Origin of the sequence: Streptomyces sp. NPDC087215 (assembly GCF_044744885.1) — a bacterium.
Taxonomy (GTDB): Bacteria; Actinomycetota; Actinomycetes; order Streptomycetales; family Streptomycetaceae; genus Streptomyces.
The window spans coordinates 449,022-465,571 of sequence record NZ_JBIUZD010000003.1; the positions used below are offsets into that span (position 1 = coordinate 449,022).

General features: G+C 74.6%; 14 protein-coding genes. 6 read left to right on the forward strand and 8 right to left on the reverse strand.

Annotated features, from left to right (window positions below; all coding sequences use genetic code 11):
• Positions 1-17 precede the first annotated feature (17 nt).
• A complete protein-coding gene (cobN, locus tag ACIO92_RS11545; RefSeq protein WP_402054731.1) occupies positions 18-3,626 on the forward strand; it encodes a cobaltochelatase subunit CobN in 3,609 nt (1,202 codons plus the stop codon).
• Positions 3,627-3,660: 34 nt separating this feature from the next.
• Here the strand turns inward: cobN and ACIO92_RS11550 are convergent, their stop codons facing one another.
• A complete protein-coding gene (locus ACIO92_RS11550; protein WP_401235483.1) occupies positions 3,661-5,208 on the reverse strand; it encodes an ABC-F family ATP-binding cassette domain-containing protein in 1,548 nt (515 codons plus the stop codon).
• Between the two features lie 311 nt (positions 5,209-5,519).
• Between ACIO92_RS11550 and ACIO92_RS11555 the strand changes: the two genes are divergently transcribed.
• A complete protein-coding gene (locus ACIO92_RS11555; protein WP_401235481.1) occupies positions 5,520-6,389 on the forward strand; it encodes an alpha/beta fold hydrolase in 870 nt (289 codons plus the stop codon).
• Between the two features lie 87 nt (positions 6,390-6,476).
• Here ACIO92_RS11555 and ACIO92_RS11560 read toward each other — a convergent pair whose 3' ends face one another.
• A complete protein-coding gene (locus ACIO92_RS11560) occupies positions 6,477-7,085 on the reverse strand; it encodes a S8 family serine peptidase (RefSeq protein ID WP_402280351.1) in 609 nt (202 codons plus the stop codon).
• Between the two features lie 61 nt (positions 7,086-7,146).
• Here ACIO92_RS11560 and ACIO92_RS11565 point away from each other — a divergent pair, with 61 nt between their 5' ends.
• Together ACIO92_RS11565 and ACIO92_RS11570 are read left to right on the forward strand one after the other, a co-directional pair.
• Positions 7,147-8,106, forward strand: coding sequence for a DUF1648 domain-containing protein (locus ACIO92_RS11565; RefSeq protein WP_366443465.1), 960 nt, complete (start codon positions 7,147-7,149; stop codon positions 8,104-8,106).
• Positions 8,107-8,108: 2 nt separating this feature from the next.
• Positions 8,109-8,465 (forward strand): GntR family transcriptional regulator, encoded by a 357-nt coding sequence (locus ACIO92_RS11570; RefSeq protein WP_351783554.1) that lies wholly within the window; start codon positions 8,109-8,111, stop codon positions 8,463-8,465.
• Positions 8,466-8,897: 432 nt separating this feature from the next.
• Here ACIO92_RS11570 and ACIO92_RS11575 read toward each other — a convergent pair whose 3' ends face one another.
• Positions 8,898-9,857: a D-2-hydroxyacid dehydrogenase family protein gene (locus tag ACIO92_RS11575; protein ID WP_402280008.1), complete on the reverse strand. Its 960-nt coding sequence runs from the start codon at positions 9,855-9,857 to the stop codon at positions 8,898-8,900.
• Positions 9,858-9,998: 141 nt separating this feature from the next.
• Here ACIO92_RS11575 and ACIO92_RS11580 point away from each other — a divergent pair, with 141 nt between their 5' ends.
• A complete protein-coding gene (locus ACIO92_RS11580; protein WP_402280006.1) occupies positions 9,999-11,465 on the forward strand; it encodes a hypothetical protein in 1,467 nt (488 codons plus the stop codon).
• An 18-nt stretch (positions 11,466-11,483) separates the two neighbouring features.
• Here ACIO92_RS11580 and ACIO92_RS11585 read toward each other — a convergent pair whose 3' ends face one another.
• On the reverse strand, positions 11,484-13,160 hold the full coding sequence (locus ACIO92_RS11585; RefSeq protein ID WP_402280004.1) for a threonine/serine exporter ThrE family protein: 1,677 nt from the start codon (positions 13,158-13,160) through the stop codon (positions 11,484-11,486).
• Positions 13,161-13,316: 156 nt separating this feature from the next.
• On the opposite strand from ACIO92_RS11585, the gene ACIO92_RS11590 reads away from it, so the two are divergent.
• Positions 13,317-13,676, forward strand: coding sequence for a hypothetical protein (locus ACIO92_RS11590; RefSeq protein WP_366443461.1), 360 nt, complete (start codon positions 13,317-13,319; stop codon positions 13,674-13,676).
• Between the two features lie 104 nt (positions 13,677-13,780).
• On the opposite strand, the gene ACIO92_RS11595 is transcribed toward ACIO92_RS11590, so the two are convergent.
• From ACIO92_RS11595 to ACIO92_RS11610, 4 genes are all read right to left on the reverse strand, one after another.
• Positions 13,781-14,092: an SCO5918 family protein gene (locus ACIO92_RS11595; RefSeq protein ID WP_366443460.1), complete on the reverse strand. Its 312-nt coding sequence runs from the start codon at positions 14,090-14,092 to the stop codon at positions 13,781-13,783.
• A gap of 49 nt (positions 14,093-14,141) precedes the next feature.
• A complete protein-coding gene (locus ACIO92_RS11600) occupies positions 14,142-14,543 on the reverse strand; it encodes a hypothetical protein (protein WP_402280001.1) in 402 nt (133 codons plus the stop codon).
• Positions 14,544-14,591: 48 nt separating this feature from the next.
• Entirely contained in the window at positions 14,592-16,070 is a 1,479-nt protein-coding gene (locus ACIO92_RS11605) for a DEAD/DEAH box helicase (RefSeq protein WP_401235180.1), read from the reverse strand.
• A 268-nt stretch (positions 16,071-16,338) separates the two neighbouring features.
• Complete coding sequence (locus tag ACIO92_RS11610) at positions 16,339-16,542, reverse strand: cold-shock protein (protein ID WP_030939356.1); 204 nt, start codon at positions 16,540-16,542, stop codon at positions 16,339-16,341.
• Between the last annotated feature and the right edge of the window lie 8 nt (positions 16,543-16,550).

Consider the following 16,550-nt stretch of genomic DNA (forward strand, 5'->3'; position numbering starts at 1 on the left):
GGAAGGCCTGCGTAGCCATGCTCCTGCTGCTGTCGCACTCCGACACCGACCTGCTCAGTGCCCGCGCGGCCGGCGGACCGGTGGAGTACCGCTTCGCCAACCCCGCCCGGCTCCCCCTGGCCGATCTGCCCGGCCTCCTGGACGGCACCGACCTCGTCGTCGTCCGTCTCCTGGGCGGGCTCCGCTCCTGGCAGGAGGGCCTGGACGCGGTCCGCGCCGCCGGACTGCCGGTGGTCGTCCTCAGCGGCGAACAGGCCCCCGACGCCCAGCTGATGGAGGCGTCCACCGTCCCCGTCGGCGTCGCCACCGAGGCCCACGCCTATCTCGCGCACGGCGGCCCGGCGAACCTGGAACAGCTGGCCCGCTTCCTCTCCGACACCGTCCTGCTCACCGGCCACGGCTTCGAGTCCCCGGCCGCCGCCCCCACCTGGGGCCCGCTGGAGCGGACCGCCCGCACGACGGACGGCCCGACCGTCGCCGTGCTCTACTACCGCGCCCACCACATGAGCGGGAACACCGGCTTCGTCGAGGCCCTGTGCGCGGCGGTCGAGGACGCGGGCGCCCAGGCCCTCCCGCTGTACGTGGCGTCCCTGCGGGCCCCCGAGCCGGAGCTGCTCGACCGGCTGCGCGCCGCCGACGCGATCGTCACCACGGTCCTCGCGGCGGGCGGCACCAAGCCCGCCGAGGCGCAGGCGGGCGGCGACGAGGAGGCCTGGGACGCGGGCGCGCTGGCCGGGCTCGACGTGCCGATCCTCCAGGCGCTCTGCCTGACCTCCTCGCGGGCCGCGTGGGAGGAGAGCGACGAGGGCCTGTCGCCGCTGGACGCGGCGAGCCAGGTCGCCGTCCCCGAGTTCGACGGGCGGCTCATCACCGTCCCGTTCTCCTTCAAGGAGATCGACGAGGACGGGCTGCCCGCGTACGTCGCCGACCCCGAGCGGGCGGCCCGGGTCGCCGGGACCGCCGTGCGGCACGCCCGCCTGCGGCACATCCCGAACGCCGACAAGAGGCTGGCGCTCGTCCTCTCCGCGTACCCGACGAAGCACTCCCGCATCGGCAACGCGGTCGGCCTCGACACCCCCGCCTCCGCCGTCTCCCTGCTGCGCCGGCTGATCGCCGAGGGGTACGACTTCGGGCCCGCCGACGAGCTGCCCGGTCTGGTCTCCGGCGACGGCGACGAGCTGATCTACGCCCTCATCGAGGCGGGCGGCCACGACCAGGACTGGCTGACCGAGGAGCAACTGGCGAAGAACCCGGTCCGCATCCCGGCCGCCGACTACCGGCGGTGGTACGCGGAGCTCCCCGCCGGGCTGCGCGAGCGCGTCGAGGAGCACTGGGGGCCCGCCCCCGGCGAGATGTTCCTCGACCGCTCCCGGAACCCGGAGGGCGACATCGTCCTCGCCGCGCTGCGGCGCGGGAACCTCCTGGTCCTGATCCAGCCGCCGCGCGGCTTCGGCGAGAACCCGATCGCGATCTACCACGACCCGGACCTGCCGCCGTCGCACCACTACCTGGCGGCGTACCGGTGGATCGCGGCCCGCGCGGACGACGGCGGCTTCGGCGCCGACGCCATGGTCCACCTGGGCAAGCACGGCAACCTGGAGTGGCTGCCCGGCAAGAACGCGGGCCTGTCCGCCGCCTGCGGCCCCGACGCGGCCCTCGGGGACCTGCCGCTGGTCTACCCGTTCCTCGTCAACGACCCCGGCGAGGGCACCCAGGCCAAGCGGCGCGCCCACGCCACGCTCGTCGACCACCTGGTGCCGCCGATGGCCCGCGCCGACTCCTACGGCGACATCGCGCGCCTGGAGCAGCTCCTCGACGAGTACGCGCAGATCTCCTCCATGGACCCGGCGAAGCTGCCCGCGATCCGCGCCCAGATCTGGACGCTGATCCAGGCGGCCCGGCTCGACCACGACCTCGGTCTGGAGGAGCGTCCGGGGGACGACGGCTTCGACGACTTCCTGCTGCACGTCGACGGCTGGCTGTGCGAGGTCAAGGACGCCCAGATCCGGGACGGTCTGCACGTCCTGGGCGGCGCCCCGGCCGGTGAGGCCCGGGTCAACCTGGTCCTGTCCATCCTGCGGGCCCGGCAGATCTGGGGCGGTACGCAGGCGCTGCCCGGTCTGCGGGAGGCGCTGGGCCTGGACGAGTCGGCCGCGACCCGGACCACCGCCGACGAGGCGGAGGCGAAGGCCCGCGAGCTGGTCGAGGCGATGGAGGCGGCGGACTGGTCCGTGGACGCGGTCGCCCCGGTGGCCGCCGCGTACGGCCCCGAGGTGCACGCGGTGCTGCGGTTCGCCTGTGAGCAGGTCGTGCCGAGGCTCGCCGCCACCACCGACGAACTCACGCACGCCGTGCACGCCCTGGACGGCGGCTTCGTCCCGGCCGGTCCCTCCGGTTCGCCGCTGCGCGGTCTGGTCAACGTCCTGCCGACCGGCCGCAACTTCTACTCGGTCGACCCGAAGGCCGTACCGTCCCGGCTGGCCTGGGAGACCGGGCAGGCGCTCGCGGACTCGCTCCTGGAGCGCTACCGCACCGACAACGGCTCCTGGCCGACCTCGGTGGGCCTCTCCCTGTGGGGCACGAGCGCGATGCGCACCTCGGGCGACGACGTGGCCGAGGCGCTGGCCCTGCTGGGCGTCCGGCCCCTGTGGGACGAGGCGTCCCGCCGGGTGAACGGTCTCGAACCGATCCCGCTGGCCGAGCTGGGCCGCCCCCGCGTCGATGTCACCCTGCGCATCTCCGGCTTCTTCCGGGACGCGTTCCCGCACGTCATCGGGCTCCTCGACGACGCCGTACGGCTGGTCGCGGGTCTTGAGGGCGAGTCCGCCGAGGACAACCACGTCCGGGCGCACACCCAGGCCGACCTCGCGGAGCACGGCGACGAGCGGCGCGCCACCACCCGTATCTTCGGCTCCCGGCCGGGCACGTACGGCGCGGGCATCCTCCAGCTGATCGACTCCCGCGACTGGCGCACGGACGCCGACCTCGCCGAGGTGTACACGGTGTGGGGCGGGTACGCGTACGGGCGCGGTCTCGAAGGGCGCCCGGCGCGGGCCGAGATGGAGACCGCGTACAAGCGGATCGCGGTGGCCGCGAAGAACACGGACACCCGTGAGCACGACATCGCGGACTCCGACGACTACTTCCAGTACCACGGCGGCATGGTGGCGACCGTCCGCGCGCTCAAGGGCACCGCCCCGGAGGCGTACATCGGGGACTCGACCCGCCCGGAGACGGTCCGCACCCGCACGCTCGTCGAGGAGACGTCCCGGGTGTTCCGGGCGCGGGTGGTCAACCCGCGCTGGATCGAGGCGATGCGCCGCCACGGCTACAAGGGCGCGTTCGAGCTGGCGGCGACCGTCGACTACCTCTTCGGGTACGACGCCACGACGGGCGTGGTCGCGGACTGGATGTACGACAAGCTCGCCCAGGAGTACGTCCTCGACCCGACGAACCAGGCCTTCCTGAAGGAGGCCAACCCGTGGGCCCTGCACGGCATCGCGGAGCGCCTCCTCGAAGCCGAGTCGCGCGGCATGTGGGAGAAGCCGGACGCGCAGACCCTGGCCGCCCTGCGCCAGGTCTTCCTGGAGACGGAGGGCGACCTGGAGGGCGCGTCCGACGCGTAGCCGACGGTGCCGGGCGGGGCCTGCCGGCCCCGGTCTAGACGGGCAACGGGGCCGTCGCCGGGGCCAGTTCGAGGACCCGGCCCCGGAAGCCCGCCCGCAGCCGCCGGTCGTGGCTGACGACGACCAGCGTGCCCCGGTAGGGGACGAGCGCGGCCTCCAGCTCCTCCACGAGCGCCGGGGCCAGATGGTTGGTCGGCTCGTCGAGGAGGAGCAGGTCGACGGGTCCGGTGACGAGCCGGGCCAGTTCCAGCTTCCGGCGCTGCCCGGTGGACAGGTCCCGGACCGGGGTCGTCAGGTCGCGGGCGGAGAACAGGCCGAGGGCGAGCAGTGCGTCCGTACGGTCCTCCCCGAAGGACTCGCCCACCGTACGGGGATCGGTGGGCGGGTCCGTCTCCTGCCGGAGCAGCCCGACCCGCGCGGGTCCGTCCTCCGTCGCCGTGTCCACCGTGCCCTCGTCGGGGGCGAGTTCGCCCGCGAGGAGCTTCAGCAGAGTGCTCTTCCCGGCGCCGTTCGGACCGGTCACCAGGAGCCGCTCGCCCGGCTCCAGACGGAGGGCGTCGAGCCGCAGCCGCCCCTCGATCCGTACTCCGGCGAGGTCCACGGGCGCGCCCCCGCCGGTGAGTTCGGCGCGGAACGCCAGCGGGGGCGGCGGCGCGGGCACGGGCGCTGCGGTGAGCCGGGCGAGCCGTTCCCCGGCGGCCCGGATGCGGCTCATGGCGCCGTGCGCCCGTGACCGGGCCCGGAAGGCGCCCGCCCCGCTGAAGGCGGCCGGGGCCTTGCGGGGGATCGCGGAGAAACGGTCGGTGTGGGTGTCGGCGAGGGCCCGGTGGCGGGCCAGTTCCCGCTTCCACTCCTCGTGCTCCCGCTGTCTGCGGGCCCGTTCGGCGGCGCGTCCGGCGAGATAGCCGGGGTAGCCGTCGCCGTACCGGCGCACGGTCCCGCGGTCCTCGTCCACCTCCAGGACGCCGGTGGTGACCCGGTCGAGGAAGGTCCGGTCGTGGGAGACGGCGACGACCGTGCCCCGGTGGGCGCGCAGCCGCTCCTCCAGCCAGGCCACGGACCGGTCGTCGAGGTCGTTGGTGGGTTCGTCGAGCAGCAGCAGTTCGGGTCCGGCGGCGAGGACGGCGGCGAGCGCGAGCCGGGAGCGCTGTCCGCCGGAGAGCGCGGCGAGCGGCCGGGCGCGGTCGAGCGGGCCGTCCCCGCCGAGGCGGCGCAGCACGGTCTCGACCCGCCGGTCGGCCCCGGCGCCGCCCCTGGCCTCGTACGCGGCGAGCAGCCCGGCGTATCCGGCGAGGTCGCCGGTCCCGGCGAGCGCCGTCTCGGCGGCGCGGATCGCCCGCTCCAGCTCCCGTACGTCCGCGAGGGCGTGGTCGACGGCGTCACCGACGGTGGCGTCCGGGGGCAGGTCCCGGGTCTGGGCGAGATGCCCGACTCCCCCGGGGACGTCGACGGTGACGGTCCCCGCGTCGGGGGCTTCGAGCCCCGCGAGCAGCCGGAGCAGGGTGGACTTCCCGGCCCCGTTGTCCCCGACGACACCGAGCCGTTCGCCGGGCCGCAGCGCCAGCGAGACCCGCTCGAACACGGCCCGGTGCCCGCCGTCGGGACGGTGGTGGTGCCTGCTGACCTCGGTGAGTAGGACACGGAACAAGGGCGGCCTCCGGAGGATCGACGACGAGAATCAATGAGACGAGACGAGACGGTCCGTCTCGCTCGATGGAGAACATACGCCATGGGCGCACCCTTCGCAAGACGTTGCGTCTCGTTCGGGAGTGCGAAGGGATCGGGAGTGCGAAGGAATCGAGAACTTCGAAAAGAAATCACGCCGGAGAGCGATGAGTGCGGCCCGGCCCGGACGTCTACCCCTATGACTGGCTCACCACCGAGGAGAACACCATGGCCGAGACCGACACCCGCATCCTGGAGACCGTCGGCGCGACCCTGCGCTACGACGTCCGGCCCGGCACCGGGACCGACCCGCGGCCCCTGCTGCTGATCGGTTCCCCCATGGACGCGAGCGGATTCGTCAGCCTCGCCTCGTACTTCACCGACCGCACCGTCGTGACGTACGACCCGCGCGGGGCGGGCCGCAGCGAGCGGACCGACGGAGCCGCCGAGAACCTTCCCGGCGAGCACGCCGACGACCTGGTCCGGCTGATCGAGGCGCTCGACGCCGGACCGGTCGACATCTTCGCGAGCAGCGGCGGCGCCATCAACTCCCTCGCCCTGGTCGCCGGGCGCGCCGACCTGGTCCACACCCTCGTCGCCCACGAGCCGCCGAGCGCCCAGGTCGTCCCGGACCGCGAGGCCGCCCTCGCGAGCTGCGCGGCCGTCCACGCCACCTACCAGCGGGAGGGCTGGGGCGCCGCGATGGCCCAGTTCATCGCGCTGACCAGCCTCACGGGCCCCATCCCGGCGAACTGGGCCGAGGAGCCCGCGCCCTCCCCCGACGCCTTCGGCCTGCCCGCCGGGGACGACGGCTCCCGCGACGACCCGCTGCTCGGCCAGAACATGCGGGGCTGCACCTCCTACCTCCCCGACTTCCCCGCCCTGCGGGCCGCGTCGACCCGGATCGTCGTCGCCGCGGGCAAGGAGTCCGAGGGCACCTTCGCCGCGCGCGCCGCGGTGGCGATCGCCGAGGGCGTCGGCACCCCGCTCTCCGTCTACCCCAGCCACCACGGCGGCTTCCTGGGCGGCGAGTTCGGGCAGCAGGGCGCCCCGGCGGAGTTCGCCGAAGCCCTGCGCGCCTCGCTCGCGGGCGCCTGACCCACGGGCGCCTGACCCACGGGCGCCTGACCCACGGGCCCGGACGCCCGGAACCCGGCCGACCGCTGCCGGGTCACGGGTGCCGGTCTACTTCTGGTGCGCGGCGGCTGCCTTCACGGCGGCCGCCGCGTCGACGTTCCCGAGGCCCAGTTCCGGGAGCCGCCCCGGGTTCGCCGCCGTGTCGCGGACCGTCGCCGCGAGCGCGTCGGGACCGAGGCCCTGGTGGTGCGGCAGGGCCGCCACGGCGGAGACGTACGGCGCGGCCATCGACGTGCCGGAGAGCTCCCCGTACCCCGAGGTGTTCTTCGGGGTCTCCTTCGTCGGGTACGGGGGGAGGGTGGAGAGGAAGTCGACGCCGGGGGCGGCGAGGGCGTCGCGCGCGCCGAAGCCGGTGAAGGACGCGGGCCGCCCGTCCCGGTCGGCCGCGTCGACCACCAGGACCGGGGCGTCGACCTCGTAGGGCCGGAGCGCGGTGGAGTCGTTGCCCGCGGCGGCCACCACGAGCGCACCCTCTCCGTGGGCGAGGGCGATGGCGCTGTTGAGGACGCCGCCCTTGAGGCGCCGGGCCATCGGACCGGACCCGCCGAGCGAGAGGTCGACGACGTCGGCGCCGTGCCGCGCGGCCCAGACGATGCCCCGCGCGATGTCGGCGTACGCGGATTCCCGCGCGTGCGGGCGGGCGTCTCGACAACCGATCGCCTTGTTCTAGCGAAGTACGAACAACTTGTTCTATCCTGGTGCGAACAAAGGAGGTCTCATGCATCGCGCCGCGCTCCGGCTCCGCGTCCTCGCCGCCCTGCCCCACGTCCTCGCCCTCACCGGCTACCTGCTGCTCCTCGCCCTCCGCTGGGACCGGCTCCCCGACACCCTCGCCACCCACTTCGGCGTCGACGGCGGCCGAGCCGACGGCTTCACCGGCCGCACCGCCTTCGCCCTCGGCGGCACCGCCCTGCTCCTCGTGCTCGGCGCGGGCTGGACCGCCCTCGTCCAGCGCGGTTCCCTCTGGGGCGCCTGGGCCACCGCGGGCTTCACCGGCGCGCTCCTCGTCCTGCTCGTCCGGGACAACCTGGACGCCGCCGACCCCGCCCTCGTCGAGTTCTCCCCCGCCGACCCGCTGCTCGCCCTGGCCGTCTCCGCCCTCCTCGGGCTCGTCGGCCTGGCACTGACCCGGACCGTCCCCCGGGCCGCCCCGACCGGGGCCGCCGTCGGCCCCGACGCGCCCCGGCTGCCGCTCGGCGCGAGCGAGATCGCGGGCTGGTCCCGCGCCACCGCCTCCCGCACGCTGACCGTCCTCGCGGCGCTCGCCCTGGCCGCGACCCCCTTCGTCCTGCTCTTCGCCCCCTGGCCCGGCGCCCTCCTCGGACTGCTCGGCCCCCTCATCGGCCTGCCGGGCCTCGCCCTCGCCCGCGTCCGGGTCAGTGTCGACCGGCGCGGCCTCACCGTGCGGTCCGCGCTGTTCGCCCGGCCGCGCGTCCGCATCCCGCTCGACGAGGTCGCCGGGGCGACCTTCCGCACGCTCGACACGGCCGCCGTCCTGAGCGAGTTCGGCGGCTGGGGCTACCGCGTCCGGGCCCACCGCACCGGCGTGATCGTCCGCACCGGCGAAGCCCTGGTCGTACGGCGGGACAGCGGCCGGGAGTTCGCGGTCACCGTCCCCGACGCGGGCACCGCCGCCGCCCTCCTCAACACGCTCGCCGAGCGCCATGGGAAGGTCTGACCGTGCTCTTCCGTGTCGACCCGGCCTCCGCCGCGCCCCTCGGCGACCAGATCGCCGCCTGTGTCCGGGGCGCCCTCGCCGACGGCTCCGCCGCGCCCGGCGAGCGGCTCCCGGCCGCCCGGGAACTCGCCGACTCCCTCGGAGTCAACGTCCACACCGTCCTGCGCGGCTACCAGCGGCTGCGCGAGGAGGGCCTGATCGAACTGCGCCGGGGCAGGGGGGCCGTCATCGTCCCCGGCGCCACCGCCCCCGACCGCGCCCGGCTCGTCTCCCGCCTCCGAGAGGCGGCGGCCGACGCCCGGGGGCTCGGCCTGACGGCCGAGGAGTTCCTGGAACTGGCCCGCACGAGCCTGGACTGACGCCCGGGGGACGGCCGGCCTCGCACGCCCCTGCCCCCGATGCGGAGGGGGCTCGTCTCCGGGCCCCCCGCACGGCCTCTTCCCGTACGGGTGTCCCGGCCCGGCTTCCGAGGTCGTACGGCTCCGGTCCCCGAAGCCCTACGGCGGGCCACGGGCTCCCGCCCGGTCTTCGGCGCGGCATGGGGCCGGGCGGCCCGCCCGGGTGCGGGAGTCTCTCCCCGCCCGGGTTCCGGCCCCGGCCCTCCCGACCGTACGGCCCGGTCTCCGAGGCCGTACGGGAGGGGCTCGCGGCTCCCTTCGGCGCCGTACGGGCGCGGGCGGACCGCGCCCGGCGCACGGGCGGCCCGCCCCGGTGCCGGTGCCGGTAGGGTCCGGGGCCGGACCCGTACGGGCCGCGTACCCCTGCCCGTACCGGCGCCACCTCCCCCGTCCTCAGGCCAGTTCCCGTACCGGCGTCCCCGCCAGGAACGCCTCGATGTCCTCCACCGCCTGGCCGAAGTACCGTCCGTAGTTCCCCTCCGTCACATAGCCCAGGTGCGGCAGCGCGAGCACGTTCGGCAGGGAGCGCAGGGGATCGTCCAGCGGCAGCGGCTCCGTCTCGAAGACGTCGAGGCCCGCCCCCGCGATCCACCCCTCCCGCAGCGCCCGCAGCAGCACCCCACCGTCCACGAGCCCCGCCCGCGAGGTGTTCACGAGGTACGCGTGCGGGCGCATCGCCCGCAGTTCCGGCTCCCCGACCAGCCCGCGCGTCCGCTCCGACAGCACCAGGTGCAGCGAGACGAAGTCGGCGCCCGCGAACAGCTCCCGCCGGTCCCCCACGTACCCCGCACCGTGCTCGGCGGCCCGCTCCGCCGTCAGGTTCGGGCTCCACGCCCGTACGTCCATGCCGAAGGCCAGACCGACCCTCGCCACCCGGGAGCCGATCTTGCCGAGCCCCACGAGCCCCAGGGTCCGGCCCGCCAGATCGGCGCCGACGGTCGACTGCCAGGGCCCGCCCCCGCGCAGCGCCCCGGCCTCCGCCGGAACGTGCCGGGCGAGCCCCAGGAGCAGCGCCCAGGTCAGCTCGGCGGGCGGCTCGGAGCTGCTGGCGGTGCCGCAGACGGTGATCCCGCGCGCGCGGGCGGCGGCCACGTCCACGGAGGCGTTCCGCATCCCGGAGGTGACGACGAGCCGGAGCCGGGGGAGCCGCTCCAGGAGCGCCGCGTCGAGCGGGGTCCGCTCCCGCATGACGACGAGGACCTCGCAGTCCGCGACGGCGGCGACCAGCGCGTCCCGGTCGGCCAGGTGCTCCCGCAGCACCCGCACCTCGACCCGGTCCGCGAGCGGCCCCCAGTCGGCGGAGGTCAGGGCGACGCCCTGGTGGTCGTCGAGTACGGCGCAGCGCAGCTTCATGCCCGCATGATCGCGCACCGGGCACCGGGCGGGTAAGGCCCTTCCTCCGGTCCTCCGATGCCCCGCCCGGAGCGACAGGAACGCCACCGGTACGGAGAATTGCCCTGACTTGTCATGAATCGGGTCCGAGGAGTGGATGCCATGGCCGCCGTGGACGACGGTGCCGACGCCGGTGACGAACTGGCCGCCCTCCGCGCCAGGGTGTCCGCCCTGGAGGGGGACGGGGGGACCGCGCGGCCGTCCCACCACCGCGTCCGGTCGTTCTTCGCCGCCCTGCTCGTCGTCCTCGGCTGCGTCCTCGTCCCCCTCGGACTCGTCGCCTCCTGGACCTCCGACATCGTCGGCGACACCGACCGGTACGTGCGGACGGTCGCCCCGCTCGCCTCCGACCCCGCCGTCCAGGCGGCCGTCGCCGACCGGGTGACCGGCGCCGTCATGGACCACATCGACCTGGCCTCCCTCCTCGAAGGCGTCGCCCCCGACCAGCGGCCCCTGGTCGAGAAGGCGCTCGGCAAGCTCGGCGGCTCGCTGGAGAGCGCCGTCCGCAGCTTCGTCCACGACCGGGCGCGGGACGTCGTCGCGTCCCCGGCCTTCGAGACCGTCTGGACCGATGCCAACCGGGCCGTCCACACCTCCCTCGACCGGGCCCTGACCGGCGACGACAACGGCGCCGTGAAGATCGGCACGGACAAGGTCACCATCGACCTGGCACCGGTGATCGACCAGGTCAAGGCCCGTCTCGTCGACTCCGGTCTCACCGTCGCCGGGAAGATCCCCGAGATCCACACCGACTTCACCGTCCTCCAGGCCGACGACATCGGGAAGGTCAAGACCCTCTTCGCCCTGCTCCAGGCGATGGGCTTCTGGCTGCCGGTGATCGCGGTGCTGCTGGTCGCCGGGGGCGTGCTCCTCGCGGTCCGCAGGCGCCGCACCCTGGTGGCGGCGGCCCTCGGCGTCGCCCTCGCGGCCCTCGTCCTCGGGGCGGCGCTCACCGTCTTCCGTACGGTCTACCTCAACGCCCTTCCGAACGGGGCCTCCCCGGCGGCGGCGGGCGCCGTCTACGACACCCTGGTCCGCTACCTCCGCACCTCGGTGCGGGTGTTCGCGTCCCTGGGCGTCCTGATCGCCCTCGCGGCCTGGCTCTCCGGCCCGAGCCGCCCGGCCGTCCTCCTCCGGGGACTGGGGGGCGCGGGCGTCTCCGCCACCCGCTCCTTCGCCGACCGCGCGGGACTGCGCACCGGCCCGGTGGGGCCCTTCGTCCGCCGTCACCGCGCCTGGATCACCTGGCTGCTCGTCGCGGCGGCGGCCGCGGCCTGCGTCTTCTGGCCCCACCCCACCGGCTGGGTCGTCCTGGGCCTCGCCCTCGCCCTCCTCTTCGCCCTCGCGGTGACCGCGTTCCTGGCGGAACCGGACCGGGAGCCGGAGCCGGGCCCGGCGTCGGTGTCGTCGGGCCCGCAGCCGGGCCCGGCGTCGGCGTCGGCGTCCGAGCCCGGCCCGGCACCGGACCGGGAGCCGGGTGCGGACCGGGAGCCGGGCCCCGGCCCCGCACCGGACTCCGCCCCGGACCCCGGACCCGCCCCGGACGACCCGGGAACACCGCCGCGTTAGAAGGACGGCCGGGAGCCCTCAGGAGACGTCCCGGAACTCCCGCTCGGCCCGGCTCGGGACGAGCGCCGCACCCGCGAGCAGCCCGACCGCGATCGTCATCACGACCGTGACGAAGTCCATGAGGTCGTGGAAGCCGTGCAGCACGTGCCCGCCCGAGAGCGAGGTGAGCGCCCGCAGCCCGAGCGACCCGGCGGTGAGCGTGAAGAAACCGCCGAGGAAGAGGACGAGCCGGGGCGGCCTGCCGGGCGGCCGGGAGAGCAGGTCCGCCGTCGCCGCGAGTGCCACCGCCGCCACGAACGTCCCGCCGACCTCGCCGATCAGGGCCGTGACCGCCGCCTGCGCGCCCAGCGTCAGGAAGACCAGGGCCGTCACCCAGCCCGCCGCCCGCCACGGCACCCCGAAGGCGAGGACGAGCCCCGCCGTGAAGACCGCCCAGCTCCCGACGACCACCCAGCGGGACAGGTCCGCGTCCTGCGCGGTGTCGAAGAGCGCCCCGGTCGGGGTGCCCGTGACGGCCACCCCGAGCAGCACGCCCACGTACAGCTGGAGCAGCAGCACCAGGGCGTAGACCAGCCGGACGGCACCCGTCGAGAGGAAACCACCGACCAGTTCGGCCGCGGCGGCGCTCAGCAGGTCGCCGGGGACGAAGAAGAACAGCGCGGGCAGCATGATCAGCACCGGCCCGCCGTGCGCGTGCCCCGGCTGGAGCAGCCCCAGGGTCACCAGCGAGACCAGGGTCGCGGCCAGCAGCGGAAGCACCCGGGCGAGCCGGGGCCGCGTCTCGGACAGGACCGTGAGGACCGCCACGAGGCCCGCCAGGAGGGCGGTGCTGCCGATCTCGTACCAGGTGGGCTGGACGGCGGGCGCGAAGCCGAGGGCGAAGAGCACGATCCCGAGGAGCCGCGCCCACGGCGGTACGCGGCCCGGCATCGCCTCGATCCGCCGCAGCCCGGCCATCGCCTCGCCCAACGGGGGCCGCTCCTCCCGCAGCCGCTCGACGAACGCCTTGAGGGCGAAGGCCCGGTCGAGCCGGGGAAGATCGGGAAAGGCGGAGACGACGGAGGTGAGGGTCCGCTCCCCGCCGGTCCGTTCCTGGGCGGCCTGCTCTCCGCCGGTCCGTTCCCGGACGGCCTGTTCTCCGCCGGTCTGTTCCCGGGCGGCCTGAGGTCCGCTTCCGGACGCCCTCTCCGTCTGTTCTCCATCGGTCCGTTCCTGGGCGGCCTGCCCTCCGTCGATCCGCTTCCGTACGGCCCGTTCCCGGGCGGTCTCGTCCGCGCCGACCCGCTCTCCGGCGGCCCGCCCCTCGCCAGCCCCGGTCCCACCGATCTCACTGGGCCCACCGGTCCCACTGGTCCCACCGGCCCCACTGACCATGCCAACCCCGTCGAGCCCACTGGTTCGACCGACCCCACTCACCCCACCAGCCTGACCGACCCCACCAGCCCCACTGACCCCGCCCGTCCTGTCGATCCCCCCGGCCCCCGCCCCGCCCTCCCCCACCGTCACGGAGAGCACCGCGCCGTCCGCGACGAGGACGGTCTCGGCCCGGCCGCCGTACGTCCGGGCCAGCCCCCGGACGACCCGGTCCACTCCCTCGGCGCCCTCGCCGCTGAAGCGCAGCATGAACCGGGTCAGTTCCCGCAGGAACCCGTGCAGTTCGTCGGCCGGGGCGCGCCCCGGCCCGGAGTCGCTCATCCGCCCTCCCGGCGCTCGCCCGACCCCTCCACGCTGAACGGCCCGGAACCCTCCGGCAAGCGGGGGCGCCCGCCCGGGGGAGCGGTCGGCCGGGACAGCGGCCGGCCTGGGGGGCCCGCTGGGGGAACCCGGGGTGCGCGCCTAGAATCGGCTTCCATGTCGAAGCCTGACGAACTGCTCGTTGAGATCGCCACCACGGTGGAGTCGGGGCGGAGCAATCAGATGTCCCTGACGGTGGTCGCCGGAGGCGTGGTCCTCACCGGCCGACTGGCCCCGGAAGCCCTGTGGAGACAGCGCGTGTCGGAGGTCCTGACGGACTCGGACCGCCTGGGAGAGTTCTCCTGCGCCTTCAGTCCCTCCGAACGGAAGGCCGGGTCGCCCACCCATCTGCACTTCCACCTCGCCCGCATCCTCCAGGGCACGGTGGGCATCCCGGAGACCGGCGGAATGTACCGGGTGGCCCTGGAGGACATCAGCGCCTGGACGGTGGGGGACCTCCGCTACTCCGACCACTGACGACCCCCCGGTACGTCAGAAGGGCCCGACCGGTGTGTACCGGGTCGGGCCCTTCTGGCGGTTCGGGCGTCAGCTCGTTCTTCCGTGGCGCACGGCCGGACGCGTCAGACCTCCGCCGGGCCGCCGAGCAGGTTCGAGGCGTGCTGGAGCGGGGCCACCGGCTGGGTGGGCTCGGCGGTCCCGGGAAGGTCGCGGCAGGTGAACCCGAGCTTGGTCATCGCCCTGATGACCTCGGCGGCGCTGAAATCGCGGCGGTCCTGACGGGTGATGACCTCACCGACCTGCTTGGCGGGGTAGACACGGCGCCCGATGATCACGGACTCCCCGGTCACTTCTTCGGGCTTCACGTCCTTCATGGCGTCCAGGACGCTGTTCTTGGTGAGATCGAAGGGGAAGCGGGCGATGACACAACGCATGGTGCCTCACAAGGTCTGGAGGGTGAAGGTTCCGCGGTGCTGAGCCGGTTCAGCGGGCGAGGACAAGGATGCCTTGGGCGCCGCCCTGTCCGTCCACGACGGACGGGGGTGCGGGGAGCCGGTGGTGGAGCGTGGCGTGCGCGGCCGTCCTGTCGGCGGGTGGGGCGAACGGTCCGTGGTCACCAAGGATGTCACGCAGCCGGACCCGGTCCGTGTACGAGGGGCTGTCACGGACGGCGGTGAGCCGGGCCAGGGTGACGAAACCGGTGCACAGGCCGTCCTCGTCGCAGAGCCGCAGGGCTTCGGTACGGGCACCGGCCATGACGGCCAGGGCCACCTCGACGGTCATGTCGTCACCGGCCTGAGGCCCTGTGGTGTCCACGGCGTCGGCCTCCGTCCCGTGGACGGGAGCGATGGGCGCCGGGCGGGGCCGGGTCTGGAACGGTGTCACGACGTGCCTCCAGCGGAGAGGGATCGGCTTCCGGATCACGTGCGGTGCTCAGGCCGCCGCGTCGAGGGCGGACCGGCGCCCGCCCGCGCGCCGGGCGGCCGGCGCGGCTCCGCGCCGACCCCGGACGGGCGCCCCGCGCCTGCGCCGCTCGGTCACCGGTGCGGTGATCTTCACGGGGATGCCCGAGGGGGCCTGGGCGCCGGTGATCCGGCTGAGCGCCTCCTCGCCGGAGTGGACCCGGGTGGTCCGGGGCACGATGCCGGCGGCGGCCAGGAGGTGGGTCATGGCACGGCGCTGGTTGGGGGTGACGAGGGTGACGACGCTGCCGGACTCCCCGGCCCGCGCGGTGCGGCCGCCGCGGTGGAGGTAGTCCTTGTGGTCGGTCGGCGGATCCACGTTGACGACGAGGTCGAGGTGGTCGACGTGGATGCCGCGCGCCGCGACGTTCGTCGCGACGAGGGCGGTGACGTGCCCGGACTTGAACTGGGCGAGGGTGCTGGTGCGCTGGGGCTGCGACTTCCCGCCGTGCAGGGCGGCGGCCCGGACCCCGCAGTCGAGGAGTTCCTGGGTGAGGCGGTCCACGGCGTGCTTGGTGTCCAGGAACAGGATCAACCGGCCCTCGCGCGCCGCGATCTCCGTCGTCAGCCGGTGCTTGTCGGCGCCCTGTACGTGCAGGACGTGGTGCTCCATCGTGGTGACCGCGCCCTGGGAGGGGTCCACGGAGTGGACGACCGGGTCGGCGAGGTAGCGGCGGACCAGGAGGTCGACGTTGCGGTCGAGGGTCGCGGAGAACAGCATGTGCTGCCCTTCGGGGCGGACCTGGTCCAGGAGCGCGGTGACCTGGGGCATGAAGCCCATGTCGGCCATCTGGTCGGCTTCGTCGAGGACGGTGACGGCGACCCGGTCCAGTCGGCAGTCACCACGGTCGATCAGGTCCTTGAGGCGCCCGGGGGTGGCCACGACGACTTCGGCGCCGCCGCGCAGTGCCGAGGCCTGCCGGCCGATCGGCATCCCGCCGACGACGGTGGCCAGGCGCAGTCGCACGGCTCGGGCGTAGGGGGCGAGGGCGTCGGTGACCTGCTGCGCGAGTTCCCGGGTGGGGACCAGGACCAGTGCCAGCGGCTGACGGGGCTCGGCACGCTGTCCGGTGGTACGGGCCAGCACGGCCAGGCCGAAGGCGAGGGTCTTGCCGGAGCCGGTCCGGCCTCGGCCCAGGACGTCACGGCCCGCGAGGGAGTTCGGCAGGGTCGCGCCCTGGATGGGGAACGGCACGGTGAGACCCTGCGCGCCGAGTGCGGCCAGGAGCGGGGCGGGCATGTCGAGTTCGTCGAACTTCTCGACGGCGGGCAGGGCCGCGGTGACCGTCTCCGGCGGGGCGAACTCGCCCTGCGGCGCGGCAGGCCGTCGGCCGTGGCCGCCTGACCGGTTCGGGCCTCCCGAGCGCTTCGGTGCTCCCGAGCGCTTCGGGGCGGGGGCGCCGCTGCGGCGGGTGCCGGACGAGCGGCCGTTCGTACGTGTGGGGTTCATTTCGGAACCTTCCTCGACGGGGCACGCGTCAAGGAATTCCCCCGGTGGAAGAGCGGTGCGGGGAATCGCAGGCACGCACCGAATAAATGATGCGAAAAGATGAATCGCGGGAAGCCCGTAGGAAAAAGAGTGGAATCGGGGGTTCTCGGCAGGAGCTCCGGTACGCCACCGCTCCGCATGATCGATTTTTCGCGGGCTGTGGAAAAAAGTGCAGCTGGGACCCGCACCCCGAGGGATGCGGGTCCCAGCTGCAAAATGTGCGTCAGCGTCAGGCGGGAACGATGTTCTCAGCCGTCGGGCCCTTCTGGCCCTGCGCGATGTCGAAGGAGACCTTCTGGCCTTCCTGCAGCTCGCGGAAGCCCTGGGCCGCGATGTTCGAGTAGTGGGCGAACACGTCCGGGCCGCCACCGTCCTGCTCGATGAAACCGAAGCCCTTTTCCGCGTTGAACCACTTCACGGTGCCAGTAGCCATGTCATATC